This is a genomic window from Streptomyces sp. NPDC041191, from assembly GCF_055591945.1.
Genome location: NZ_JBVIZC010000013.1, coordinates 186,020 through 209,846 on the forward strand (window position 1 = coordinate 186,020; position 23,827 = coordinate 209,846).

At 74.0% G+C, this 23,827-nt stretch carries 23 protein-coding genes and 1 pseudogene; 9 read left to right on the forward strand and 15 right to left on the reverse strand.

What is annotated here, in order from left to right; all coding sequences use genetic code 11:
- Positions 1 to 28: 28 nt before the first annotated feature.
- Both ACZ6AQ_RS25420 and ACZ6AQ_RS25425 read left to right on the forward strand, forming a co-directional pair.
- Positions 29 to 688 carry a rhomboid family intramembrane serine protease gene (locus tag ACZ6AQ_RS25420; protein ID WP_468762589.1) on the forward strand — a complete coding sequence of 220 codons (660 nt, stop codon included), beginning with the start codon at positions 29 to 31 and terminating at the stop codon, positions 686 to 688.
- A 56-nt stretch (positions 689 to 744) separates the two neighbouring features.
- Positions 745 to 1,221, forward strand: a complete 477-nt coding sequence (locus ACZ6AQ_RS25425) for an IS5 family transposase (RefSeq protein ID WP_468762591.1) — start codon at positions 745 to 747, stop codon at positions 1,219 to 1,221.
- Positions 1,222 to 1,388: 167 nt separating this feature from the next.
- On the opposite strand, the gene ACZ6AQ_RS25430 is transcribed toward ACZ6AQ_RS25425, so the two are convergent.
- The 3 genes from ACZ6AQ_RS25430 to ACZ6AQ_RS25440 form a co-directional block, all read right to left on the reverse strand.
- The gene (locus tag ACZ6AQ_RS25430; protein ID WP_468762593.1) at positions 1,389 to 2,210 is read right to left on the reverse strand and encodes a DUF1963 domain-containing protein; all 822 of its coding nucleotides are present in this window, start codon (positions 2,208 to 2,210) and stop codon (positions 1,389 to 1,391) included.
- A gap of 219 nt (positions 2,211 to 2,429) precedes the next feature.
- Complete coding sequence (locus ACZ6AQ_RS25435) at positions 2,430 to 3,416, reverse strand: alpha/beta fold hydrolase (RefSeq protein WP_468762594.1); 987 nt, start codon at positions 3,414 to 3,416, stop codon at positions 2,430 to 2,432.
- Positions 3,417 to 3,718: 302 nt separating this feature from the next.
- Positions 3,719 to 5,173, reverse strand: a complete 1,455-nt coding sequence (locus ACZ6AQ_RS25440) for an MFS transporter (protein ID WP_468762596.1) — start codon at positions 5,171 to 5,173, stop codon at positions 3,719 to 3,721.
- Between the two features lie 319 nt (positions 5,174 to 5,492).
- On the opposite strand from ACZ6AQ_RS25440, the gene ACZ6AQ_RS25445 reads away from it, so the two are divergent.
- Entirely contained in the window at positions 5,493 to 6,215 is a 723-nt protein-coding gene (locus ACZ6AQ_RS25445; RefSeq protein ID WP_468762598.1) for an adenosylcobinamide amidohydrolase, read from the forward strand.
- A gap of 38 nt (positions 6,216 to 6,253) precedes the next feature.
- The gene (locus ACZ6AQ_RS25450) at positions 6,254 to 7,297 is read left to right on the forward strand and encodes a MerR family transcriptional regulator (RefSeq protein ID WP_468762600.1); all 1,044 of its coding nucleotides are present in this window, start codon (positions 6,254 to 6,256) and stop codon (positions 7,295 to 7,297) included.
- A gap of 33 nt (positions 7,298 to 7,330) precedes the next feature.
- Here the strand turns inward: ACZ6AQ_RS25450 and ACZ6AQ_RS25455 are convergent, their stop codons facing one another.
- The 4 genes from ACZ6AQ_RS25455 to ACZ6AQ_RS25470 form a co-directional block, all read right to left on the reverse strand.
- Entirely contained in the window at positions 7,331 to 8,026 is a 696-nt protein-coding gene (locus tag ACZ6AQ_RS25455; protein ID WP_468762602.1) for an alpha/beta fold hydrolase, read from the reverse strand.
- Positions 8,027 to 8,313: 287 nt separating this feature from the next.
- Positions 8,314 to 9,030 carry a sigma-70 family RNA polymerase sigma factor gene (locus ACZ6AQ_RS25460; RefSeq protein ID WP_468762605.1) on the reverse strand — a complete coding sequence of 239 codons (717 nt, stop codon included), beginning with the start codon at positions 9,028 to 9,030 and terminating at the stop codon, positions 8,314 to 8,316.
- A gap of 188 nt (positions 9,031 to 9,218) precedes the next feature.
- Positions 9,219 to 10,592 (reverse strand): cryptochrome/photolyase family protein, encoded by a 1,374-nt coding sequence (locus ACZ6AQ_RS25465; protein ID WP_468762608.1) that lies wholly within the window; start codon positions 10,590 to 10,592, stop codon positions 9,219 to 9,221.
- Positions 10,593 to 10,809: 217 nt separating this feature from the next.
- On the reverse strand, positions 10,810 to 12,426 hold the full coding sequence (locus ACZ6AQ_RS25470) for an SDR family oxidoreductase (protein WP_468762610.1): 1,617 nt from the start codon (positions 12,424 to 12,426) through the stop codon (positions 10,810 to 10,812).
- A gap of 128 nt (positions 12,427 to 12,554) precedes the next feature.
- On the opposite strand from ACZ6AQ_RS25470, the gene ACZ6AQ_RS25475 reads away from it, so the two are divergent.
- Complete coding sequence (locus tag ACZ6AQ_RS25475) at positions 12,555 to 13,046, forward strand: MarR family winged helix-turn-helix transcriptional regulator (RefSeq protein WP_468762612.1); 492 nt, start codon at positions 12,555 to 12,557, stop codon at positions 13,044 to 13,046.
- 305 nt (positions 13,047 to 13,351) lie between these two features.
- Entirely contained in the window at positions 13,352 to 15,541 is a 2,190-nt protein-coding gene (locus ACZ6AQ_RS25480; RefSeq protein WP_468762614.1) for an MMPL family transporter, read from the forward strand.
- Between the two features lie 82 nt (positions 15,542 to 15,623).
- Here ACZ6AQ_RS25480 and ACZ6AQ_RS25485 read toward each other — a convergent pair whose 3' ends face one another.
- The 6 genes from ACZ6AQ_RS25485 to ACZ6AQ_RS25510 form a co-directional block, all read right to left on the reverse strand.
- A complete protein-coding gene (locus tag ACZ6AQ_RS25485; protein ID WP_468762616.1) occupies positions 15,624 to 16,391 on the reverse strand; it encodes a DUF6230 family protein in 768 nt (255 codons plus the stop codon).
- Positions 16,388 to 16,969: a hypothetical protein gene (locus ACZ6AQ_RS25490; RefSeq protein WP_468762618.1), complete on the reverse strand. Its 582-nt coding sequence runs from the start codon at positions 16,967 to 16,969 to the stop codon at positions 16,388 to 16,390. Before ACZ6AQ_RS25490 ends, ACZ6AQ_RS25485 begins: the two co-directional genes overlap by 4 nt.
- A gap of 83 nt (positions 16,970 to 17,052) precedes the next feature.
- Positions 17,053 to 17,439: a DUF6114 domain-containing protein gene (locus ACZ6AQ_RS25495; RefSeq protein WP_468762620.1), complete on the reverse strand. Its 387-nt coding sequence runs from the start codon at positions 17,437 to 17,439 to the stop codon at positions 17,053 to 17,055.
- Entirely contained in the window at positions 17,433 to 18,218 is a 786-nt protein-coding gene (locus ACZ6AQ_RS25500; protein ID WP_388692404.1) for a DUF6230 family protein, read from the reverse strand. Before ACZ6AQ_RS25500 ends, ACZ6AQ_RS25495 begins: the two co-directional genes overlap by 7 nt.
- Positions 18,215 to 18,709 (reverse strand): DUF6114 domain-containing protein, encoded by a 495-nt coding sequence (locus ACZ6AQ_RS25505; protein WP_468762622.1) that lies wholly within the window; start codon positions 18,707 to 18,709, stop codon positions 18,215 to 18,217. Before ACZ6AQ_RS25505 ends, ACZ6AQ_RS25500 begins: the two co-directional genes overlap by 4 nt.
- Before the next feature lie 103 nt (positions 18,710 to 18,812).
- Complete coding sequence (locus ACZ6AQ_RS25510; RefSeq protein ID WP_468762623.1) at positions 18,813 to 19,493, reverse strand: DUF6230 family protein; 681 nt, start codon at positions 19,491 to 19,493, stop codon at positions 18,813 to 18,815.
- A 188-nt stretch (positions 19,494 to 19,681) separates the two neighbouring features.
- On the opposite strand from ACZ6AQ_RS25510, the gene ACZ6AQ_RS25515 reads away from it, so the two are divergent.
- Positions 19,682 to 20,287, forward strand: coding sequence for a TetR/AcrR family transcriptional regulator (locus ACZ6AQ_RS25515; protein ID WP_468762625.1), 606 nt, complete (start codon positions 19,682 to 19,684; stop codon positions 20,285 to 20,287).
- Between the two features lie 47 nt (positions 20,288 to 20,334).
- Here the strand turns inward: ACZ6AQ_RS25515 and lepB are convergent, their stop codons facing one another.
- The gene (gene lepB / locus ACZ6AQ_RS25520) at positions 20,335 to 20,943 is read right to left on the reverse strand and encodes a signal peptidase I (RefSeq protein WP_468762627.1); all 609 of its coding nucleotides are present in this window, start codon (positions 20,941 to 20,943) and stop codon (positions 20,335 to 20,337) included.
- A 271-nt stretch (positions 20,944 to 21,214) separates the two neighbouring features.
- Between lepB and ACZ6AQ_RS25525 the strand changes: the two are divergent.
- Positions 21,215 to 21,700 (forward strand): annotated as a pseudogene (locus tag ACZ6AQ_RS25525) (IS5/IS1182 family transposase); the annotation flags it as partial.
- 102 nt (positions 21,701 to 21,802) lie between these two features.
- Positions 21,803 to 23,515, forward strand: coding sequence for an eCIS core domain-containing protein (locus tag ACZ6AQ_RS25530; protein ID WP_468762656.1), 1,713 nt, complete (start codon positions 21,803 to 21,805; stop codon positions 23,513 to 23,515).
- Here ACZ6AQ_RS25530 and ACZ6AQ_RS25535 read toward each other — a convergent pair.
- A complete protein-coding gene (locus ACZ6AQ_RS25535; RefSeq protein WP_468762658.1) occupies positions 23,490 to 23,741 on the reverse strand; it encodes a transposase in 252 nt (83 codons plus the stop codon). The genes ACZ6AQ_RS25530 and ACZ6AQ_RS25535 overlap by 26 nt on opposite strands.
- Positions 23,742 to 23,827 lie beyond the last annotated feature (86 nt).

Consider the following 23,827-nt stretch of genomic DNA (forward strand, 5'->3'; position numbering starts at 1 on the left):
CAGGCTCACCATCTGACAGGGTTCGATCATGAACATGCACAGTGTGTTGCTCTATGGGTGCGCGGTGGTCGTGATCGTGTCGGGCCTCCAACTCCTGGCGACGCTCGCCACGGAGGGCTGCGAGGAGATGCATCCTCCCCTGGCCTTGCTGCGGGCGTGGCGGCAGCCTGTCCCGAGAGCCGCCGCGGGGCTGGTGGCCACCATGGTGGTGCTCGGCGTGGCCCAGACGGCCGCCCCCTCCATGATCGATGCGCTCGAACGACACCCTCATGGTGCGTGGTGGCGAGCCGTGACCGCTTTGACGGTGCAGTCATCGGGCTGGTTCCAACTCCTGTTCAACCTGGCCGCGCTCGCGGTTGTCGCTCCGCTCGCCGAGCGGCAGTTCGGCTCCTGGCGGACGTTGCTGGTCTTTACGACAAGCGGCGTGACGGCGCAGGCGGTGAGCATGGCCGGCTGGAGCCTCCAAGGAGGCGGGGACTCCGTGGCGATCTGCGGCCTCGTGGGCGCGCTCGCCACTTGGTACGCGGCGCGCGGCAGCGTCGTCGCCCTGCGGCGGGTGGCGCTCCTCATCCCCGCCGCAGGTCTTGTCCTTTGCCTCCTCGCCAACAACCACGGCGTGGGCCTTCTTGTCGGCAGCGCGCTGGGAGTCGGACGGGCGACTCCTGCCCGCTCGCCCCTGGCGGCCTGACTCGGCGTGACGGCTGGCGGCCGGACAGTTCCCCAGGAATCGGCCGCCTGCGGGAAATGGCAACCGGCCACTGGCACCGCCCCTTCGAGCGGCGACGGGAACCGCCGTTCCAACCAGCCCCGCCCGTCGTTGTTCTTCGTGTGCCGTTGGCTGCCGCGCAGTGGGCGCGAATCGAGCCGTTACTTCCGGATCGGACACCACGGCGGGGTGGCCGGTGGCGGGATCACCGAGAAGTGATCGACGCGATCGCCTGGAAGATCCGGACGGGATCGCCGTGGATCCACCTCCCGGAGAAGTACGGTGACTGGCGAGGCGTCTGCAACCGGCTGCGGATGTGCGCCACCGACGGCACGTGGGAGCGGGTGTTCACCGCGCTGGTCGCCCAGGCCGACGCCGACGCCGACCTCAACTGGGCTGTCTCAGTGGACTCCACCATCGTGCGCGCACACCAACACGCGGTTGGGGCCCGTCAAAAGGGGCCTCCGCCGGCGAACCGGCAGACCACGACATCGGCCGGTCCCGCGGCGGGCTGACGACGAAGATCCACCCGGCCTCCGATGCCGACTGCCGACCGCTGGTCTTCGTGCTCACCGCCGGGCAGGCCGGTGACGCACCCGCCTTCGCTCTCGTCATGGCCCGCCTTCGCGTTCCTCGACGGCGAGGACTGCCCCGGGGGGCCGGCCGTTCCCGCCCCGCCCGGTCAGGCCATTTCGACGTAGCGGTGGACCCGGTCGAAACGCCGGGCCGCCAGGTCCCGGCGGCGGATCACCCAGTGGGCGACGCCGGAGTCCAGTTCCGTGACGTCGTCGCCGCACCTCCAGGTGGCCAGGAGGGTCCAGTCGCCGAAGCCCTCCCCGGGGGCCGCGCCGTCCTGCCCGGCAGGGCCGGTCTCCCCGGGACCACGGGCGTAGTGGACGGGGTCGTTCTGGGGCGAGACCGGGTGGCCGCCGATCTGCAGGGTCCAGGGAGGGCGGTGGCCGCCCCCGCGCGCCCAGGCGTCGCCGAGTTCGTCGGCGAGTTCGAACTGCTCGTCCTCGGGGAAGTCGCCCCACCTGTCGAGAGCGAAACTCTCCGGCATCCGCGCGCTCGGCTGGTACCAGACCGTCCGCAGTTCACGGGGGCGGTACGGCTCGCGCCGGGTGTGCGCGAGAGGGTCCGGCGCCGTCGGGGTGCCCGCGGGGACGTACAGCACCGCGTCGGACACCTGTCCCCCGACGCTGTGCACGTCGACGCCGGAGAAGAGGAGCAGGTGGCCGTCGGCGGGCAGCGGGAGGCCGGTCGCGTCCGGCGGGAGGGCCGCGAGGTCGACGGAGGCCACGAAGGGGTCGGACGGCTTCGGCACGCCGTGCGGCAGCAGGGGGTCACCGCCGATCCGGGCCACGAGGGGGCCCTCGCCGCCCTCCGCGACGTACACCGCCGGCAGGGCGCCGCGTATCCATTCCTCCACCTCCTCCGGGGGCAGCCCCCCGGAAGCCGCCTCGGCCCGGAAACGGTTCGCTCTGTCCACGCTCGTGTCGGTCACCGGGCCACCCTAACGGGCTCGTGGACGGGCACCGGCGGGGGCCAACCCGTGGATGGTCACAGCGATTTGGCGCTCCCGCCCCTTGCTCCCGCACCTTCCGGACCCGCCGTGGGCGGGCTCCCCGGCGCGGCCGACGGGTCCGTACGGTTCTCCCTCCCCGGCCGGCCCGCGCGCCGTACTCCGCACGGCCGCCGCGGCACCGCGCCGGGCCCGCCCGCCTCAGCCCCGGAGGGTGGCGAGCCAGTCGGTCAGCAGGCGGTTGACCTCGTCGGGGCGCTCCTGCTGGATCCAGTGGCCGCAGCCGTCCAGGAGGTGGGAGGCCGACAGGCCGGGAAGGGTGGTGGGGTAGGCGTCGATGGCGTCGGACATCCAGGTGGTGGAGGCGTCCAGGGCGCCGCCGACGAACAGGGACGGCTGCTCGATCGGGGCCCCGCGGTACGGGGCGAGGTCTTCCCAGTCGCGGTCCACGGCGCGGTAGCGGTTGAGTGCTCCGGTGATCCCCGTGCGCTCGAACTCCCCGGCGTAGACGTCGAGATCGTCCTCGCCCAGCCAGCCCGGGAGGACGCCCGCGGGGAAGCGGTCGCGCAGCCGGCCGCCGCGGGTGACGAAGTGGGGGTCGGGCTCGTGCGGGGCGGGCATGGTGTCGGCGGACAGGGCCGCGTAGAAGCCCGCGAGCCAGCCCCGGACGTCGGGCTCGATCTCCGCCTCGGCGCGACCGGGCTCCTGGAAGTAGGACACGTAGAACTCCTGCTCGGGGCCGCCGATCCGGTCGAAGACGCCGGTGGGACGCGGGCCGCCGGGCGGCGCGTAGGGGACGCTCAGCAGGCCGACGGCGCGGAAGACCCCGGGGTGGAGCAGGGCGGAGGCGGCGGCGATGCTGGAGCCCCAGTCGTGGCCGACGACCACCGCGCTCTCCTCGCCGAGGGCGCGCACGACGGCGAGGTTGTCCTCCACCAGGTCGAGCATCCGGTAGGCGTCGGTCGCCTCCGGCCTGGAGGAGCGGCCGTAGCCGCGCACGTCGATCGCCACCGCCCGGTGGCCGGCCGCGGCGAGGGCCGGGAGCTGGTGGCGCCAGGAGTACCAGGACTCGGGGAAGCCGTGCACGAGCAGGACCAGCGGGCCGGTGCCCTGCTCGACCAGGTGCAGGCGTCCGGCCGGGGACTCGACGGTGCGGTGGCGGAGTCCGGCGGTCGGCTCGGGTCGCATGGGCTTCTCCTCGGTTCGCGGATGGACGCGGCTGCCCACCGATCATGCGGTGGGGCACCCGTCCGGCGCGATCGTCCTTGCCGTCCTGGCAACTTCGGGGAACGGGGCGGTGGAGCGGCACCGGGGAGGAGGAGCGGGAAAGGCGGCGGCCGGCGCGTGCCCGTCCCGGAGGTGCCGTCGCGGTGGCCGAAGGAGTACGGCGTCTCCCGGGCGAACCGGCACGGCACCCGCCCCCGCGACCTGGCCGCGCGCTGCCGCCGGGCTTCCGCGACGACACGGCGGCCCCGCCCCGGCCGTCCGGCTCAGCCGCGCGCGGCGGACCGCCGTCCCGCCACCACGTCGGCGACGGCGACCACGAGCGCGGCCACGACGAAGGCGATCGAGACGAGGAGGCCGTGGTCGTAGGCGGTGGCCCAGCCCTCCTCGGTGACCTGGGCGAAGAAGACCGAGCCGACCGCGGCGATGCCGATCGCCGAACCGACCCGCTGGCCGGTCTGCAGGGTGCCGCCCGCGCTGCCCGCGCGGCGTACCGGCACCTCGGAGAGGGTGAGGGTCTGGTTCGGGGCGATCACCAGGCCGCTGCCGAGCCCCGCGAGCAGCAGCGGGGCCAGCATCGCCCAGCCCGCGCCCCTGCCGGGCACCTGGTGCACCGCGAACGCCGTCCCGGCGAGGCCGAGCGCCACCATCGTCAGGCCGAGGACCACGAGCGGCCGGCCGAAGCGGTCCACGAGCCGGCCGCCGATCCCGGCCGAGACGCCCGATCCCACGGCGAAGGGGGTGATGGCGAGTCCGGCCTGGAGCGCGGTGTAGTGCAGTCCGCTCTGGAGGTAGAGCGTGCTGACGAAGAAGATCGAGGTGAAGCCGGCGAAGTACAGCAGGATCAGCAGGGAGCCGAGCCAGTAGGACCGGACGCGGAGGAGTTCCAGGTCGACGAGGGGTTCGGCGCCCGCCCGCGCGCAGCGGCGTTCCCACCCGGCGAAGACCGCGAGCAGCGCGGCGGCGACGAGGACGAGCAGGTACTTCGCGTTCCCGTGCCACTGCTGCGACTGGACGAAGGGCAGCAGCAGGGCGAGCACGGCGGCCCCGAGGAGCAGGACGCCGACCGGGTCGAGGCGGCGCAGGCGCACCGGCTTGGCGTCCGGCGTGTCGGGCAGCAGCCGCCGGGCGAGGAACAGGCACACGATCCCGATCGGGAGGTTGACGTAGAAGACCCAGCGCCAGCCCTCCTCGGCGCCCGCCGTCTGGATCAGCAGCCCGCCGAGGAGGGGGCCGACCGCCGTGGAGATGCCGACGACGGTGCCGAACATGCCGAAGGCCCTGCCGCGCTCGCGGCCCTGGAACATCTGCTGGATGAGGGCGGAGATCTGGGGGGAGAGGAGCCCGCCCGCCATCCCCTGCACCAGCCGCGAGATCACCAGCCACAGGCTCGTCTGCGCCGCTCCGCAGGAGGCCGAGGCCAGCGTGAACAGCGCGAGTCCCGCCATGAAGACGCTGCGCCTGCCGCGCGCGTCGCCCAGCCGTCCGGCCGGGATGAGGAGGAGCCCGAAGGCGAGCGCGTACCCGGAGAGCACCCACTGCAGGTCCGACTCGGGGGTGTCGAGTCCGGTGCGGATGGAGGGCAGCGCGACGTTCACGATCGACACGTCGAGCAGGGTCATGAACCCCGCCACGAGACAGACGGCGAGCGCCTTCCACCGGTTCGGGTCCCCCTCCTCCCGCTGCTGGGGCGCGGCCTGAGCCGATTTCTCCTGGGCCACGTGTGCTCCTCGTTCCTTCGGGTACGGCCCGGGGGACGGCGCGCGACACGGGCCTGGTGCGCCTCCCCGGCCTGCGGAGAGCCGGGTACCCGGCGTATGGGTTCCCGATTCCTCTTCTTTGCCCCGTCCGTCCGTGGATGCGCGCGGCCGTCCCGGGCGTCGGCTCACCCGGCCGGCCCAGCGTCCCGGCGGCCGGCGGACTTCTTCCCCGGGCCCGCCGACGCGGACGACGGGGCGACGCGGGCCGGGGGCCGCTCCGGAAGGTCCGGACGGCTGTTCACCCGTTCGAGTGGGAAAGAGCCCCGCGTTAAGGTGGGGCGTGCTCCCCCCGGCCCCTCCCGCCCGCCCCTCGGCCCTTCCCGCCCGCCCCTCGGTCGCCGACGCCGCCCTGCTCGGCCACGTGGAACGGGGCCGGGAGTGGCCCCTGCTCGTCTGGGCCCCCGGGCCCGGGGTGCGGATGGTGTCGAGCGCGGTGCTCGGCGGGGGGATCGGTGAGCGGGAGTGGGTGCTCAACGCCCAGGTCCCGCCCGGTTACGACCGGCTCGACCCGGTCGCCCACCTCCGTGAACTGGCGGCGGGCGCGGGCCTGTCGGGCGCGGGCGTGGGCCTCATGACGGCGGCCCCGGTCGCGGACCGGTGCCACGCGGAGGACGGCGGCGCGCACGCCGTGGTCACGGCCGGGATCGGGGTGCGCGGCTGGGCCGCCGCGCCGGGGACCGGCGGGGTCGCGGTCCCGCGCCCCGGGACCATCAACATCATCGTGTCGCTGCCCGTGCCGCTCACGGACGCCGCCCTCGTGAACGCGGTGATCACCGCCACCGAGGCGAAGACCCAGGCCCTGGTTGACCTGGGCGCCGACGCCTCCGGCACCCCGACGGACGCCGTCTGCGTGGCCGCCCCCTCGGCGGTCGGGAGCGGGGCCGAGCCGTTCGCGGGGCCGCGTTCGCTCTGGGGCGCGCGGCTGGCCCGCGCCGTGCACCGGGCGACCCGGGACGCCTGTGCGGCCGCCCTGGCCGCCGGACTTCCCGGATCCGCCGTCTGAGATCCGCTCGCACCGTTTGTGCGTCGTAACCTGATCGCATGACCGACACGGTGGCGTACGGGATCACGACCGGAACGGTGGCACGGCGCCTGGGGGTGTCGCCGACCACCCTGCGCTCGTGGGACCGGCGGTACGGGATCGGCCCCGCCGCCCGCGAGGACGGGAGGCACCGGCGCTGGACGCCGGAGGACGTCGCGATGCTGGAGGAGATGTGCCGGCTGACGGCTTCGGGAGCCCCGCCGGCCGAGGCGGCCCGGACCGCGCGGGCGGCCAGGACGGGGACCGGGCGGTCCGGCGGGTCCGGCGGGTCCGGGGCGCCCCTCCCCCGTCCCCATGCAGAGCCGGACGTCCGGGCCGAGCCGCTTCCCGGAGCGGAACGGGTCCGCCGGCCCGGCTCCGGGAACGGGTTGCCGCTCGGCGCCGTGCGGCGGGAGTGCCGGGGGCTGGCCAGGGCCGCCGTCCGGCTGGACGGTCCGGCGCTCGACGCCCTGCTGCGGGACGCCGTCGCGGACCACGGGCTCGTCACCGCCTGGGAGGAGGTGATGGCCCCCACCCTGCACGCGGTGGGGCGCAAGTGGGAGTCGTCCGGGGACCGTTACGTCGAGGTGGAGCACCTGCTGTCCTGGCACGTGTCGACCGCGCTCCGGCGGGTCGCGCCCGCCGGACCGGGGCCCGTCGCCTCCGTACCGCCGGTGCTCCTGGCCTGCGTCCCCGGCGAGCAGCACACCCTCCCGCTGGAGGCACTGGCCGCGGGACTCGCCGAACGCGGGCTGCCGCACCGGATGTTCGGCGCGGCCGTCCCCGCCGAAGCACTCGACGCCGCCGTACGGCGCACGGGCCCGGCCGCCGTCGTGCTCTGGTCGCAGGCGCGTTCCACCGCGCACCACGCCCTCGCCCGGCACGTCGCCGGCAGCTCGTTCGGCGTGAAGGGGGCGCGGACGCACCCCCTGGTCCTCCTCGCCGGCCCCGGCTGGGCGGGCCGCGCCGTGGAGCCGGGGATGCTGCGGCCGGGCGGCCTGCGGGAAGCGCTCGACGCGCTCTCCCGCCACCCCGCGGGGACGCGGGCCCCCTCCCCGGCGTGACGCGCGGGCGGCGCCCCGGCACCGGGGCGGTCCTCAGCCGTGCGAGAGCAGCGCCGCCGCGAGTTCGGCCGCGCGGCGGTGCCAGAGACCGGCCCCCCGGAGCATGGCGTGCCCGCCGAGCGGCATCGGGATGCCCACGGCGTCGGCGCCCGCCGCCCTGGCCCTGCGGACGAAGTCCCAGGACTCCCGGGCGGAGGTGACGCGGTCGGTCTCGTCGTGGAGCAGGTAGAGGCGCCGGCCGCCGAGGTGGTCGACGGGTTCGCCGGACGGGCACCAGGGCGCGAGGGCGACGACTCCGCGTACGGCGGGGTCGCCCGCGGCACGGAGCGCGGCGCGCCCGCCCATGGAGTGGCCGACGAGCACGACGGGCACGGGGCCGATCCACTCCCGGAGGCCGGCCAGGGCGACCTCGGCGTCCCTGGCGGCGTCGGCGCGCGCGCCGTTCCAGCCCCGGTGGCGGTAGCGGACCTCGGCGACCAGCACGGCCCGGCCCCGCACGGCGCGGGTCACGGCGGTGGCGAAGGGACGCATGCGCAGCGCGGGGAGGTTGAGGGCGGGCGGCGGCTCGGGGCCGTCCTCGCGGCCCCCGTGGAGCAGCAGGACGGCCGCCGTGGGGGTGGCGGGGGCGCTGCGGGCGAGGAGGGTCGCGGCCTCGGCGCGCGGGGTGCGACAGCCGTTCACCGCGCGGCCGTTCCGCTCGCGCGGCGGCGCGACGGCGGCGGGGAGCACCCGTTCGTGCGGGCCTCGTGGGCCGCGTGTCCGGGTCGCTGCGCCATGGGGACCTCCAGGAGTCGTTGCCGCTTCCCGGGATGAGCGGTCCGCTCATGACGAGGGGAGGCGACCGTGAGGGCCGCAGTCTGCCAGGTCCCACCGGCCGTCGGGTACGGGCCCGCCGGGCGGCGGGGCCCGGGGGCGCTTCGGGGACCGGAGCCGGGCGCGGCCCGGGACCCGGGTCCGGGCGGTCCGGGTGCCGGGGCCGGGGCGCCGGGGGTGCGGAGTGTCCGAAGGGTCCGGGTTCAGGCGGCGGTGGTCCCGGCGACGGCGAGGCTGTGGCGCATCCGCAGCAGGCCCCGGCGCGCGTGGCTCTTGACCGTGCCGAGGGGCATGCCGGTGAGGCGGGCGATCTGCGTCTGTGTCAGGTCCGCGAAGAAGGCGAGGGTCAGGACGTCGCGCTGGACGCGCGGCAGGCGCGCGAGTTCGCGGGTGACCACGAGCCGGTCGAGGACGTGTTCGGGGCCCTCCCGGACGCCGTCGGACACCGGCAGGGCCGCACCGGCCGCGGCGACGAGGTCGAGCCTGCGGGTGCGGGCGCCGAGGGCGTCGGCGATCTTCCGCCGGGTGATGCCGACGAGCCAGGCGGGTACGGAACCGCGCTCGGGGTGGTAGCCGGCGCGGCCCCGCCAGGCCGCGAGGAAGACCTGCTGGGTGATGTCCTCGGCCTCGCGCGGATCGCCCAGGGCCCGGGAGGCCAGGACGTGCACGAGCCGGGCCCAGCGGTGGTGGGCGAGGGCGAGGCAGTGTTCGTCGCCCCGGGCGAGCCCGAGGCCGATCTCCCTGTCCGAGGGGAGGACGGGCGTGGCTTCTCCGCCGGGAGGGGCGGCGGTCCCCGCTCCCGCCCCCGGGGAAGGGGGGCCGTCCGGGGAGACGGGGGCGGAGGGGCTCGTGCCCCCGGAGGCGGGGGTGCTCGTGCCCCCGGACACGGGGCGACCGGCGGCGGTGCGGGCTGCGGGCATGGCGGACCTCCTCCTCCCGGGGCTCCGTGCTCCCGGCCCCCTCAGCGTCCGGCCGACCGGCGAAGTGGATCAACTCGCGTCGTTTGTGCGTCGTATCGCACGCGTGAAGGAGGAACGGCCGTGCGAACCGCCGCCGTTCTCCTCCCCGCACCCCGGTCCCGGCCCTCCACGCCCCTGTTTCCGGTCCCTCACTCCCGGCCCCGCGCGCGCCGGAAGCGGGCGGCGGCTTCGGCGAGGTCCACGAGCGGCGCGGGGTAGTCGTACGCGACCCGGTCACGGTGCTTCGGCTTCCAGGGCTCGTGGGCCGCCGCGCCGGGCAGTCCGGCGAGTTCCGGGACCCAGCGGCGGACGTAGACGCCGTCGGGGTCGTACCGCTTGCCCTGGAGGACGGGGTTGAGGACCCGGTGGGGCCGGGTGTCGGCTCCCGTCCCCGCCACCCACTGCCAGTTGAGCTGGTTGTTGGCGACGTCCCCGTCCACCAGGAGGTCGAGGAAGTGCCGGGCGCCCTCCCGCCAGTCGAGGTAGAGCGTCTTGGCGAGGAAGGAGGCGGCGAGCAGCCGGCCCCGGTTGTGCGTCCAGCCCTCGTGGGCGAGCTGGCGCATGGCCGCGTCCACCACGGGGTAGCCGGTCCGGCCCTCCTTCCAGGCCCTCAGGTCCGCCTCGGCCTCCTCGCCGCGCCGCCAGCGGTCCTGCCGGGGCCGGTAGTCCTCGGTGGCCGCCCGGGGCCGCGCGGCGAGCATCTGGCGGTGGAAGTCCCGCCAGCACAGCTGCCGTACGAACGCCTCGGCGCCCGGACCGCCCCGGCGCCGGGCCCGGTGGACGGCCTCGGTGGCGGAGACGGCGCCGAAGTGGAGGTACGGGGAGAGGCGCGAGGTCGTGTCGCCGGCGAGGTCGTCGTGGCCGGTCCCGTAGGCGTCGGCGTGCCGGGAGAGCCAGGCTCCGAGCCTGCGCCGCCCCTCGGTCTCCCCGCCCCTCGCCAGGCCCTCGGACACGCCCGCGACGGAGGCGCGCGACGGCGGCTCCCCGGAGCGGAGGCCGGCGGGCACCCGTACCGTCCGGGGGGCCGCCAGGGGCGACCGGAGCGGTTCGCCGGACCAGCGCCGGAAGTACGGGGTGAAGACCGCGAAGTGGTTGGAGCCCTGCGGGGTGACCTCGCCGGGCGGCACGACGGTGGTCACGGCGTCGTGCACGTAGAGCCGGCGTCCGTCCGCCTCCAGGGCGTGCCGCAGCCGTGCCTCCCGGGCCCGGGCGAAGGCCGAGTGGTCCGCCGCCATGTGGACCTCGTCGGCGTCGGACCGCCGTACCACCGCGCACACTTCGGCCGTGGTGTCGCCGCGGCGCACCACGAGCCGGCCGCCGCGTTCGCGCAGCCCGGCGTCGAGGTCGGTCAGGCAGTCGGCGAGGAAGGCGAGCCGGTTGGGAGCGGCGAACCCGGCCCGGTCGACGGCGGGGTCGCGGACGAACAGCGGGACGGTCTCGTCCGCCTCGTCCACGGCGGCCCGCAGCGGCGGGTGGTCGTGCAAACGGAGGTCGGAGGTGAAGAGGACGACGGAGACGGTCATGGCGCCTGTTCCTGGAGCTCGACCGCCGGGCGGCCCCACGCGGGGCCGGGCACGCGGCGGGCTGGGGCGGTCGTACGGGTGTGCCGCCTGTCTTCCCCGTCCGGCCGGTGCGCGGATGCGCAGTGCGGCCGGGGCGGGGACGTGCCGCCCCGTCGGAGTGGGAACGCGCCGCCCCGTCGGCGCGCGGACGTGCCGTACGACCGGGGCGCGGACGTGCTCACGGACGCGGCGGGTCGGCGGCGCCCGGCGCGTTTCCGGTGTGCGCCGGCACGCCTCCGGCGCGCGGCGGCACGGACGCGCCGCCTGCGGTGCGCTCCGCCGTACGGGCGATGTTCCGCGCCATGCCGCCGAAGACGACGGCGTGGAACGGTGCCACGCTCCACCAGTAGAGCTGCCCGGCGAGACCGCGCGGGTGGAACAGGGCGCGCTGGCGGTAGCGGGTGCGGCCCTCCTCGTCGCGTTCGGAGCGCATCTCCAGCCAGGCGAGGCCGGGGAGCCGCATCTCGGCGCGCAGCCGGAGCAGTTTCCCGTGCTCGATCTCCTCCACCCGCCAGAAGTCGAGCGCGTCGCCGACCCGGAGCCGCTGGGCGTCGCGGCGGCCCCGGCGCAGTCCCACTCCGCCGACGAGCCGGTCGAGCCAGCCCCGTACGGCCCAGGCCAACGGGAAGGAGTACCAGCCGTTCTCCCCGCCGATGCCCTCGATGACCTTCCAGAGGGTGTCCGGGGCGGCCTCGACGGTCCGTTCGCGTTCGTCGGTGTAGAGGCTGCCGCCGGCCCAGTCGGGGTCGGTGGGCAGGGGGTCGCTGGGGGCTCCGGGGAAGGAGGCGGAGGACCAGCGCGTGGTGACCCCGGCCTCCTGGACGCGCCGCAGGGCGAGGTCGAGGGCCTGGTCGAAGGAGATCGGGGTGCCCGGCGGGCCCGGGACGTACTCCGCGATGTCGTGCTCGGCGCAGACCACCTCGTACCGCAGCGACTCCGCGAGCGGCCGGGCCAGGGCGGCGGGCACGGGCGTGACGAGGCCGATCCAGTGGCTGGACAGGCGGGGGGTGAGCATCGGCACGGACACGATGAGGCGCCGGGGCAGACCGGCCACCCTCGCGTACCGGATCATCATGTCCCGGTAGGTGAGGACGTCCGGCCCGCCGATGTCGAAGGCGCGGTTGACGTCCGCCGGCAGGCCCGCGCTGCCGACGAGGTACCGCAGCACGTCGCGCACGGCGATGGGCTGCACATGGGTCCTGACCCAGCTGGGCGTCAGCATCACGGGGAGGCGTTCGGTGAGGTAGCGGAGCATCTCGAAGGAGGCGGACCCGGAACCGATGACGACGGCGGCCCGCAGCACGGCCGTGGGGACGCCGGAGGCGAGCAGGATCCGGCCGACCTCGGCCCGCGAGCGCAGGTGCGGGGAGAGCGCGTGCTCGGGTACGTCCCTCGGCGTGAGGCCGCCCAGGTAGACGATGCGGCGGACGCCGGCGGCGCGGGCCTCCTCGGCGAAGGTGCGGGCCGCGTGCCGGTCGGTCTCCTCGAAGTCCCGGCCGGACCCGAGGGAGTGCACGAGGTAGTAGGCCACCTCCACGCCTTCGAAGGCGGGCCGCAGGGTCGTGGCGTCGGTGACGTCGCCCCGGACGATCTCGACCCGGTCCGCCCAGGGAAGGTCCCGGAGGTTGGCGGGGGTGCGGGCGAGGCAGCGCACGCGGTGGCCCGCGTCGAGCAGTTCGGGAACGAGCCGGCCGCCGATGTAGCCCCCGGCGCCGGTCACGAGGCAGAGGGCCGGGGCACGGCCGGCTGTCGGACCGGGGTCCGGACCGGGCGTGGCCCTGGGATGCGTCGCCATGGTGGGGTGCTCCGTTCCGTCCCGGGGGCGGGCTCGCCGCGGCGTCCGCGGGAAGCGGGCGCCACGCCGATTCTTCCCCCGTCCCGGCCCGGACGGATGCGCGAGAGGGTGGTCTATAGGCTGAACGCGTGGCCCGCGAAGAAGACCGAGACGTTTCCGCCGCTCCGCAGAGCACCGTCGCCGACCTGCACGGCTTCGCCGTCGCGCTGCGGCGGACGCAGGGCGAGATCAACCGTCTCGTCCACGGCTTCGCCCAGGCGCAGGGGCTCCACCCCACGGACGTGCAGGCGCTGGCCGTCGTCCTGGACAGCCCCGAACCGCTGACGCCGGGGCGGCTCCGGAAGCATCTCGGGCTCACCTCCGGCGCGGTGACGGCCTGCCTGGACAGGCTGGAGAAGGCCGGGCACATCCGCAGGACCCGGGAGAGCTCCGACCGCCGCGTGGTGCACGTGCGGTACGAGGACGGCGCGAGGGCGGCGGCCCGGCGGTACTTCCTGCCCCTCGCGGAGGCGACCGCCCGGGCGCGGGAGGGGTTCGACGCCGACGAGCTCGCGGTGGTCCTGCGCTTCCTGAACGTCCTGAACGACGAGCTGGGCGCCCTGCGCGTACCGCGCCGCTGAGGAAGCCGGGAGGACCCGCGGCGGAACCGCCGGGCCGACCGGCCACCGGGCCGACCGGCCACCGGACCACCCGGTCATCCGATCAGCCGATCACCCGGTCACTCGGTCACCGGAACCGTCGGGCGGCGGAACCGCCGGACCGGTGCGTCCGCGCGGCCCCCTTCCCCCGAAGGCACCGTCGAGAGGTCCCGCCCGGGGTGCGACCGCCCGTTCCGGGTAGGCGTCCGTGAGCCCCGCACCGGGGCCGTGCATACTTCTCTCAATCATTGAGATACTTCATGGCCGAGTAACAGTTCGGAGACCCGATGCCCCGCGCCCTCCGCCGGACCCGCTTCCTGCTGCCCCTGGCCCTTCTGGTCGTCTGGCTCGCCGTGGGCGGCGGGCTCGGGCCGTTCGCCGGCCGGCTCGGCGAGGTCTCCACCAACGACCGTGCGGCCTTCCTGCCGCGCAGCGCCGAGTCGACCCGGGTCGCCGAGGAGCAGAAGGCGTTCCGCACCTCCGCGTCCGAGTCCGTGCCCGCGATCGTGGTGTGGACCGCGAAGGACGGCGGGACCCTGACCCCCGGCTCGGCCACCGACGCCACGCGGGCCCTCGCCGCGCTCGCCGGCCGCCCGGGGATCGCCGGACCGTCCTCCCCCGCCCTGGCGTCCGAGGACGGAAAGGCGCTGCGGGCCGTCGTCCCCCTCCGGCCCGACCTCGGCGACGCCCTGCCGGACGCGCTCGACACGGTGCGGAAAGCGGCGGCCCCGGTCCCGGGAACGACCGTGTGGCTCGCGGGCCCCGCCGCCACCCAGGCCGACCTCTCCGACGCCTTCTCCGGCATCGACGGGCTCCTGCTCGGCGTCGCCCTGGCGGCGGTCCTGCTGATCCTGCTCGTCGTCTACCGCAGCGTCCTGCTGCCCCTGATGATCATCCTGGGCGCGGTGTTCGCCCTCGGCCTGGCCTGCGCGATCGTGTACGTGCTCGCCGACGCCGATCTGGTCAGGGTGGACGGACAGGTGCAGGGCATCCTCTCGATCCTGGTGATCGGCGCCGCGACCGACTACGCGCTGCTCCTCGCCGCCCGCTACCGGGAGGAGCTCGCCGTCCCCGGCGCCGACCGGTTCGCCGCGATGCGCAAGGCCCTGCGCCGCTCCGTCGAACCGATCGTCGCGAGCGCCGCGACCGTCGCCCTGGCGCTCGTCGCCCTGCTCGCGAGCGACCTGTCCAACAACCGGGCGCTCGGCCCCGTCGGCGCCATCGGCATCGTCTGCGCGGTCCTCGGCGCGCTCACCTTCCTCCCGGCGGCCCTGGTCCTCACGGGCCGCGCCGCGTACTGGCCGGCCCGCCCGAAGACCCTCCCCGCAGGCGCGGACACGGGTCCCGACGCCCCCACCGGCACCACCGGGAGGAGGCTCGGGGGCGGCCACGCCCTCTGGACCCGGATCGCCGCCGTGGTGGACCGCGCTCCCCGCAAGGTGTGGGCGGTCACCCTCGTCGGGCTCCTGGCCTGCGCCGCCTTCGCGCCCACGCTGAACTCCCGGGGCGTGCCCTTCGACGAGATCTTCGTGAACGACGCGCCGTCCGTCGCCGCGCAGGAGACCCTGGGCCGTCACTTCCCCGGCGGCGCCGGCAACCCCGCCGTGATCATCGCCGACGCCGGAGCGGCCTCCCGCGTGACCGCCGCCGCGAAGGACGTCGAGGGCGTCGACTCGGCGTTCCCGGTGGACGCGTCGGGCCGCCCGGCCCCCGGCGAGCCGCTCGTGGCCGGCGGCCGGGTCCGGATCGACGCCACCCTGGCCGACGCGGCCGACAGCGACGCGGCCCGGGAGACGCTCGCCCGCCTCCGTACCGCCGTGCACGCGGTCCCCGGGGCGGACGCCCTGGTGGGCGGTTCGACGGCGCAGCAGTACGACACCCAGCGCACCGCCGCCCGGGACCGCGCCCTCATCGTTCCGGTGGTCCTGGCGATCATCCTGGTCATCCTGGTGGCGCTGCTGCGCTCCCTGGTGCTGCCGCTGCTCCTCGTCGCCACGGTGGCGCTCAACTTCGCCGCCACCCTGGGTGTCTCGGCGCTCGTCTTCGAGCACGTCCTCGGCTTCACCGGAACGGACTCCTCCGTCCCGCTGTACGGTTTCGTCTTCCTGGTCGCGCTGGGCGTGGACTACAACATCTTCCTGATGTCCCGGGTCCGTGAGGAGTCGCTGCGCCACGGGGTGCGCGAGGGCGTCCGCATCGGCCTGACCGCCACCGGCGGCGTGATCACCTCGGCGGGCGTGGTGCTCGCGGCGACCTTCGCCGCGCTCGGCGTGATCCCGCTGGCGTTCCTCGCGCAGATCGCGTTCATCGTCGCCTTCGGCGTCCTGCTCGACACCCTGGTGGTCCGTTCGCTCCTGGTGCCCGCGCTGGTCCGGGACCTCGGTCCGAAGGCGTGGTGGCCCGGTGCGCTCAGCCGCGTCCCGGCGGACCCGGCCCCCGGCCGCGAACCCGCCGCGTCCTCCGGGAAGGACGGCTGAACCGGCCGGACCGGCGGGGCTCCGGCCGGTCCGGGCACGGCCCGGCACGCGACGGGGCCGGCGGGGAGCGGCCCGCACCGGCTCACGGCGTGCCGGGGGTCCCGGTGGGCGCCGGCGGGGCCGGACAGGCGACCGCGCCGGGCCGCACGCTCAGCTTGAGGCCGGGCGTGGTGAGGAGGCCCGGGAGCTGGAAGTCCTGGGCGGTGCCCACGATCCTGTCGAACTTGGCGTAGCGGGCCTGGATGCCGAAGCGGTGCTGCGGGCTGTCGAGCGGGTTGACCACGTACGCCCCGGAGGCGTCCTTCACGGTCTTCACGTCGGCGCCGTTGGTGTTGAGGTCGACGATCCCGTCCATGTCGAGGACGCCGGTGGCGTTCTTGAGGTCGAGGACGGTGTTCTTCGTCCTGATCTCCCAGGAGCCCGGGTTGTCGTCGCCGAGGGTGAGCATCAGGGTGTACGTGGCTCCCCCGATCTGCTGCTTCTGGCTCAGGCAGAGGCCGTTGATCATCCCGTCCGCGAAGCCCATGCGGAGCACCCGTACGGTTCCGGCCGAGCCGTCGGGCCTGACGACGGCCTGGTCGACGACGGCGGCGCCGTACTGCGTCCCGTACAGGCTGCTGGTGGTGAAGTCGACGGGCCGGTCCTGGATCCGGAGGCCGACGGCGAGGGCGCCGCTCGCCATCGCGGTCCCGGCGCCGCCCGCGACGAGGAGCGCGGGCACGGCGACGGCAAGGGTCCGGCGCCAGTGGGTGCGGCCCTCCCGCGCGGAGACCTCCCGCGCGCGCTCGTCCTCCGCGGGCCCCTCCGGAACGGGGGCGTGCTCTTCCGGGCTGCGGCTTTCGGGGTTCATGGGGTGGTCACCGTGATGGTTCCGGGGAGGTGGACGGGGTTGTCGGTGGAGTCGAGGGCCGCGTGGTCGTCGACCGTCCGGATCGCGTAGATGTCGCCGGCGAAGTCCTCGGCGCCGGCGGTCAGCGGGATGAGGGAGCCGAAGAAGTCGAGGAGCCCCTGCACCCCGCAGATCTTGAAGAGGACGCGGACGCAGACGTTGGTGATGTTCCCCCACATCGTCGTCGTCTCGGGCTTCCCCGCGCTGTCGTAACCGCCGAGCGAGCCCTCCCCCGGCACGTCGATGGTGACGGTGTGGCCGTTCGCCCGCTGGACCACGTTCATGTGCGAGCGGATCTTGAGCTTGGTGAACGTGTACTTGGTGGTGGTCCGCGTCGTGCCGTCGGAGAGCCGGATGGTGACGTTCTTGTCGACCGTCATCGACACGGCGACCATGCTGTCGATGGTGACGCGCAGCGGGTCCGGGGAGGGCAGGAAGGGGACGCCCATCGGCTCGACGGCGGCGTTGGCCCCCGAGGCGCTGCTCGGCTGTCCCGACCAGACGGCGGTGGTGACCGCCAGGACCAGGGTGGTGGTCACCGCGAGGGCCTTGCGGCGCGCTCCGCGCGTGCCCCGCGTCCGGCGCGCCGCGCGTCCCTCCCGTACCGCGCGCTCCCCGGCCGTCACCCCTCCACCGCCCTGCGGCGCGGGCGTTTGGCACCCCAGCCGACCATCATGGAGCCGCCGAGGACGCCGAGCGTCATGCCGGCCAGGAACCCGCCCAGGTTGGAGACGACGAGGGAGACGACCGCGAGGACCACGCCGATGAGCCCGAAGGTGTACCGCTGGCCGGGCAGCGCCATCGGGATGAGGCCGCACAGGATCATCCCGCCACCGACGAGGTAGCCGGCGATCCCCCCGAAGCCCGTGCTCACGATCAGCTGCAGGGAGCTGAGGGAGAACTTGAGGACGGTCCAGCCCCCGGCGACCATCCACACCCCGCCCCAGAAGGGCCTGGTGCGGCGGAAGGCCCCGAACCACGCCCACGCGGCCTTCGCCCGGCTCAGCACGTCGTGGCCGATCCGGGGACGACCCTGATCTTCAGGTCGGGCAGGACCAGCGCGCCGGCCATCTCGGCGTCGTACGCGGTGGCGTTCAGGCCGTGCAGCTTGATGGAGCTGCCGCCCTCGCCGCCCGCCGAGCCGAGTCCGAAGCCGCCGGGCAGCGCGCCCGTGAGGGGCTTGCCGGCGACGGTGACCTGGTCGGCGGACTGGCCGAGCACCGCGTTCTGGAGGGTGGTGGGGCCGTACGCCTGGAGTTCGGTGGCCTGGATGTAGAGGTTCGACGCGTCGATGTCGGTGGTGAAGTCCGCCGGCGGGGCGGCCGTCACCTTCTGGCCGCCGGTCAGGAGCAGCGAGTACGGGAGCCCGGCGATCTTCTGGTGGACGATGCCGCACAGTCCGGCGAGCCCGGCGCTGGCGAAACCGACGCGCGCCATGGCGGTGTTGGTGGTCGTGGTGCCGTCCGGGCGTCCGACGGCCGGGGTGTTGACGATGGCGCCGAAGCCGCTGCCCTGGACGCCGTTGGAGGTCAGGGTGAAGGGCTCGCCGGTGACGCTGAAGTTGGCGGCGAGCGCCCCCTGCGCGAGCGCCGTGCCGAGGGCGCCGACGGCGAGGACCGAGGGGACGAGGGCGAACGCGCCGCGCCCCCAGCGGGTGCCGCGGCGGGTGCCGTCGGCCGCCTCGGCCAGCATCCGGGTGTTCCAGTCGGCGGCGGCGCGGACACCGCTCGTGCGCATCCGGGTCACGGACTTGCCGAGCTCACGGGCGCCGGAGAAGAGGTGGTTCATGCGGAGCCGCTCCCAACGGACACGGGGGGTACGGGGGTTCGGTCGGCCGTCCGGGTGCGGCGGAGGAATCCGCGCCGCTTGGCGGGCTTCTCGGGGAGCCAGCCGAAGGCCATGGAGCCGCCGAGGACCGAGAGGACCATGCCGACGAAGAGGCCGCCGAGGTTCGACAGCGGGAAGGAGGCGACGCCCGCGATCACCGCGAGGACGCCGGCGGTGTGGCGCTGGCTGGGCATCAGCAGGATGAGCAGGGCCATCGCCATCAGGACGACGCCGCCCGCCATGCCCGCGATCCCGCCGACCCCGACCTGGAGGATCTTGCCGAGGGGGGCCATCGGCAGGAAGAAGATGACGAAGCCGCCGGTCCCGGTCCAGACGGCCGCCCAGAACGGCCGGGTGCGGCGCCAGGTGCGGAACGCCGCGCGCGCGCCGCGCGGCCGGGGCGCGTCCGGGGCGGTCCCTTCGGTCGGCTCGGACGGCGGATCGGTGCTCATGGGGACCTCGCAGCGGTGGGTCGGGGAGGGGTGGGGAGGGGCCCCGTGCCTTTCGGGAGGCGCGGGGCCCCGGTGCGCGGCGCCGCCGCGCGGGCGGTCCGGCTCAGCAGCCCTTGTCGCCGTGGGCGATGCCGATCGCCAGGTCCGGCAGGGTGATCGCACCGGCGATCGTGGCGCCGTTGGCGTCGGCGTTGAGGTTCTTGATGTCCGTACGGCCGCCGGTGGCGTCCAGGCCGAACTGGCCCGGGGTGCCGTCGTTGATGCCGGTGGCCTTGATCCCGGCGCCGTCGGCGGCCGCGCCGATGACGTTCGGGGTGGCGTCGCTCGCGTTCAGGGTGGCCGTGGACGCCTTGAGCGCCTGGGCGTCGAGGATCAGCTTGTTCGCCTGGAGCCCGGAGCCCGCGACGAGCTGGTCGCTGGTGAGCGGGGTGGCCGCGGCCGGCGAGGAGATGTTGAGCGACCAGGTGCCGAGGCTGCCCACCACCGGGAGGTTGACCGACTGGACGGCGTGGACGCAGATGCCGTCCAGTCCCGCCTTGGCGATGCCGACCTGCGCGGCGCCCTTGGGCCCGCCCGCGTCGATGGTGTGCATGACCGCGCCGATGCCCTGCGGCGCGGCCACCGTCTTGGAGCTGAGGGTGAAGGGGACGCTCGTCAGCGAGAGGTTCGCGGCGAGGGCGCCCTGCACCATGGCGGTGGCCATGGCGGCGACCGCCACGGTCGCCGGCAGGGCCAGGAACGCCGATCTGCGCCAGCGGGTGACCCCTCTGCTCTCTTCCTGCATGTGCTCTCCAACCGTCGTCCCGCGCACGGCGCGCGGGTGGGGTGCGAATACAGCCGTGCGTCCTCGGCCGGATGGTCGGAGACGGATGACACTTTGCGGCTGCGTGTTCGAGAATTGGACAGTCATGTACCGAGTGTCAACAGTCCGGACAATCTTGGGGAGAATTCCCCCTGGACTACGCTTGGCCGATGCCACGCTTCAGGGAGACGGTCCGGACACTGCTGCGCGAACGCCTGCTCGACGCCGCGTACGAGGCGGTCGCGGACCGTGGCTTCGACAAGCTGCGCATGGCACACCTGGCCGGCGCGGTCGGCGTCAGCCGTCAGACGCTGTACTCGGAGTTCGCCTCCAAGGAAGCCGTCGGCGAAGCCCTGTTCCAGCGCGAGCTGGAACGCTGCCTCGTCGGCATCCAGGCGGGCCTGGACGCGCACCGGGACGACCTGCGGGCGGCCGTCGAGGCCGCCGTCGGCTTCACGCTCCGGCTGGCCGCCCGGAACCCCCTGATCAAGGCCATGCTGACCAGCACCGGCGAGGACGGGCTCCTCCCCTACCTCACGACCCGGTCCGCGTCGGCGTTCGCCACGGCCACCGCCATGGTCGACGCGTACGTCGCGGAGGCGTGGCCGGGCATCGGCCCGGTGGCGCGCGAACTGGCCGTGGACGCGGCGGTCCGGCTGACCGCCAGTCACATCGTCCAGGCCGGTTCGTCCCCCGAGGCGTCGGCCCGCAGGATCGCGGACACCGTGGTCCGGGTCGCCCTGAGCACGGGCCACGAGAAGGTGCCCCCGGCGTAGGGCGCGCCGCGGAACCGGCGCCGGGAGGCGGAGCCTCCGGAACACCCCTATGGCACCGCCCTCCCGTACTCCTCCAGGACGGGCCGGCCGTCGATGCCCGGGGACGAGGAGAGCGGGTGGGCCCGCACGCCGACCCGGCCCTCGATCCGGTCGATCCGGCCCCAGCCGTACGCCCGCGAGTCGTCCGACAGATCGGGGTTGTCGCCCAGGTAGAAGAACGCCCCCTCGGGCACGGTCCGCAGCTCGGCCCGCGCCGAACGGGTGCCCTCCGCCGTGCAGCAGGGGCCCGTACGGCGGGCCTGCGCCGCCCAGCGGGGGGACACCACCCGGTGGACCGGGCCGGTGCCCCGCTCCTGGAGGAGGACCTGGAAGGGTTCGTCCGGCGTGGAGACGATCGCGACCCGGTCGCCGGGGAGCGCGACGACCCGCTTCACCAGGAGGGCGTCCTTCCCGGTGGCCCGCAGCAGCACCACGTCGAACCGGCGCGCCTCGCCGGCGGAGCCCGGGACGGCGAGGACGCGGTCCCCCCGGTGAAGGGTGGGGGCCATGCTGGAGCCGTCGACCCGGATGCCGAGGGCGGTGACGGCGACGCCCGCGAGGAGGCAGAGCACGGCCCCGGCCCCGAGGACGGCTCCGACCGCCCGGCGCGCGCTCATCGGCGGGGACCGGAGGACGAAGGCCGGTCGGTTTCGGTCATGGCCGGACGGTAGGACGGCGGGCGGTGATCGGCTGTGACCGTACCGCTCAGGGTTGTTGACCACGGTCGTCCGGGACCACGACGACCGGTCCCACCAGGGAGCCGACCCGGAGGGCGACCGGCCCGCCCCGGGGACCGGCACCCGTACGGGCCGTCCCGGACGGAGCGGTGCCGGTGTCCTGATCCGGCCGTCGCTCGGCCTTCCTCACGCCCCGGTCGAGCGGGTCACCATGCTCATCGTCACCCGTGAGGGTGACCGCCGCTGCGAACTCCCGACCCACCGGCGGACCCTCGACGGCCCGGACCACCTCCGCCGCCATGGCCCACTCGCGCAGATCGCCGCCGGCTTCGGCATATCCGTCGGCACCGCTCGTGCCCACGCCGCAGCGGTCGTCGGCCACCTGTCCCGGCGGGCGCCCGGACCGCCGCGGGTCTTGCCGGAGACGGATCCGGATCGCCTCCTGCTCGACGGCCCCCTCGCCGACCGCGCCCGCACCGGCGCCGGCTCCTGGGTGACCACACCGATTGGACGGCTTCCCGGGCGGGACCTCACCACGGCCCAGCGGACGATCGGCCGAGCCCTGTCAGCGGTACGAGCACCGGTCGAACGAAGCATCGCAAGGCTGAAGTCCCGGCGCATCCTCCGCCGGGTCCGCCGCGGCCCGAACCGCGTCTCCGTCGCCGCCACGGCCGTCCTCACCCCGAAGCACCCACGCCGAAAAGGCTCACTGCCCCGAGTACTGCCCTTCCGGTCCTGTCGGGAACACGCTGCGAACAGGTTTCGTGGAACACGTCCCATCTTCCTGAAAGGCGCCCCGTTGACACAGCACGAACACCACCAAGAGCAGGCAAACGGCCTCAAGTCCCCGGCGCCTGCCAGATCGGCCCGCACGAGCCCAGCAGGACTTCTCGCCCTTCAGCGCACTGCGGGCAACGCCGCCGTCCTCCACATGCTCCAGCTCTCCGGACATCCCTACGCCCAACCACCCGTCCAGCGCGAGGACCAAGCCGCCGAACAGCACGTGCACGGCGCCGGCTGCGAACACCGACGGACCGCCGCCGAACAGGCACCCGCCGCTGTACAGCGGTCCGCCGTCCACGACGTCCTCGCAGGCAGCGGCCGCCCCATGGACGCCCCGCTCCGCGACGAAATGGAAGCCCGCCTCGGTGCCGACTTCTCCGACGTCCGCATCCACGACAGCAGCGCCGCCCGCGCTTCTGCGGGCGAAATCGGCGCCCGCGCCTACACGAGCGGCAACAACATCGTCCTCGGCGACGGCGGAGGAGACAAGCACACCCTCGCCCATGAACTCACTCACGTCATTCAACAACGCCAAGGCCCCGTCGCAGGAACAGACCAGGGAAACGGGCTGAAGGTGAGTGACCCGTCAGACCGCTACGAAAAAGAAGCCGAATCCAACGCACACCGGGTCATGAACAATCCGGCACCAGTTCAGCGGGACGCCTCATCAATCCAGCCGAAGACAAGCGCCTACGTCACCGCCAACGAGACTCCAGAGATCCAGCGGAAGATCGAACTCAACGATCCGAAAGATCTTCAGGACCCGCGGAGCCTGGAAAGCGCAGCAGCCGTCCAGGCATTCCTCAACTCCTACGAAATTTCGATAGTTGCACGCGTCGCCGCCTCTGAAGGAAAACCCCTCACCCCCTCCAGGGGAGCGGAAATAGGGTATGAAGCGAAAGCCGTCATGCGTGACATGGTGGAGAGTGCGACAGTGCTCACCTACAGCGACGACAAGGCCGGCGCAGAGGCTCTCGCTGCAGCCATCTGCGATAAAATAGCCAAACGCCCCTCTAGGCGCGACTGGAATTCTGATGAAACCTCGCCACAGGGGTCCAGTCGGCTGGGAATAGCAGACAAGATACTGGGCGCGGTGGGAGATAAAATAGAAAAGAAAACGGAGAATCTCTCATTCGCCGAAGGATTTGAATCGGGAGCGAAAAAAGCACTTAAAGACCGGGCCGACGCACTTCAAGGCAATATGAAGATTCCGACACAGGAAGAGCTGAAGAAACTTTCCGACAACCTCCCGGAAGGCGGAAAGTTCGCCCTCTACGCCATGATCAACGGACAGGACGAACTGCAAAAACTCATAGCCGATGCCGCTTCCTACGGAAGCCAGGAGGGGGGATCGAAATTCAGCAGGCAGGCCAACGAAGGGATGGACAGAGTCAAGCAGAGCGCAGGGGGGGCGGTTGCCGGCAGTGTCCTGACATCGGGGACACTGGGGGTGCTGGCAACTGTTATCAATCCTGGGCTCGGGGCAGCGGTCAGGGTCGGTTCCGCGGCGGTCGGAGCCGCATCGGTCGTCAACGAGGGCGTCAAGGCCGCCCAGAAACTGGAAGAACTCAGGGAGACCCACCCCGTGATATACGGGCGCGTCAAGCAGAAAGTCGAAAAGAGCCTGGAGCAGACCTACGAAAACGCAGGAAAAACCCTCAATGACAGTGCACAGAAGCACAGAGAGGAAATGCCGGAACATTTCAGGGATAATTTCGGTAATTTCTAGGGACGGCTGACCACTTGTTCGAGTGATCGCTCGGAACGGGGGCGGCCATCTTCGTGACCTTGCACTCGGCTGAGGGTTCGGTCTCGGTCTGAGCGGCCCGCAGCGTCCGGCCGAACGTCCCGTCCGCCGACCACCTGCGAAAACGCGTATGCAGCGCGGCCCACGGGCCATAGCGCTCGGGCACATCCCGCCGGGCCGCCCCGGTCCGGAACGTCCACTTACTGATCTTTTCGTTAGTTGGGTGGGGTTGGCGGGTGGAGGGTGAGGCCGGTGTGGGTGAGGAAGGACCAGGGCAGTTGGGGGTTGGTGTTG

What these genes read in the sequence shown, in the direction of transcription:
- ACZ6AQ_RS25515 (WP_468762625.1), top strand. Translation starts at nt 19,682, where the DNA reads ATGCCACGCTTCAGGGAGACGGTCCGGACACTGCTGCGCGAACGCCTG.
- ACZ6AQ_RS25485 (WP_468762616.1), bottom strand. Translation starts at nt 16,391, where the DNA reads ATGAACCCCGAAAGCCGCAGCCCGGAAGAGCACGCCCCCGTTCCGGAG.
- ACZ6AQ_RS25465 (WP_468762608.1), bottom strand. Translation starts at nt 10,592, where the DNA reads ATGACCGTCTCCGTCGTCCTCTTCACCTCCGACCTCCGTTTGCACGAC.
- ACZ6AQ_RS25460 (WP_468762605.1), bottom strand. Translation starts at nt 9,030, where the DNA reads ATGCCCGCAGCCCGCACCGCCGCCGGTCGCCCCGTGTCCGGGGGCACG.
- ACZ6AQ_RS25510 (WP_468762623.1), bottom strand. Translation starts at nt 19,493, where the DNA reads ATGCAGGAAGAGAGCAGAGGGGTCACCCGCTGGCGCAGATCGGCGTTC.
- ACZ6AQ_RS25500 (WP_388692404.1), bottom strand. Translation starts at nt 18,218, where the DNA reads ATGAACCACCTCTTCTCCGGCGCCCGTGAGCTCGGCAAGTCCGTGACC.
- ACZ6AQ_RS25470 (WP_468762610.1), bottom strand. Translation starts at nt 12,426, where the DNA reads ATGGCGACGCATCCCAGGGCCACGCCCGGTCCGGACCCCGGTCCGACA.
- lepB (WP_468762627.1), bottom strand. Translation starts at nt 20,943, where the DNA reads ATGAGCGCGCGCCGGGCGGTCGGAGCCGTCCTCGGGGCCGGGGCCGTG.
- ACZ6AQ_RS25425 (WP_468762591.1), top strand. Translation starts at nt 745, where the DNA reads ATGGCAACCGGCCACTGGCACCGCCCCTTCGAGCGGCGACGGGAACCG.
- ACZ6AQ_RS25420 (WP_468762589.1), top strand. Translation starts at nt 29, where the DNA reads ATGAACATGCACAGTGTGTTGCTCTATGGGTGCGCGGTGGTCGTGATC.
- ACZ6AQ_RS25505 (WP_468762622.1), bottom strand. Translation starts at nt 18,709, where the DNA reads ATGAGCACCGATCCGCCGTCCGAGCCGACCGAAGGGACCGCCCCGGAC.
- ACZ6AQ_RS25480 (WP_468762614.1), top strand. Translation starts at nt 13,352, where the DNA reads ATGCCCCGCGCCCTCCGCCGGACCCGCTTCCTGCTGCCCCTGGCCCTT.
- ACZ6AQ_RS25450 (WP_468762600.1), top strand. Translation starts at nt 6,254, where the DNA reads ATGACCGACACGGTGGCGTACGGGATCACGACCGGAACGGTGGCACGG.
- ACZ6AQ_RS25435 (WP_468762594.1), bottom strand. Translation starts at nt 3,416, where the DNA reads ATGCGACCCGAGCCGACCGCCGGACTCCGCCACCGCACCGTCGAGTCC.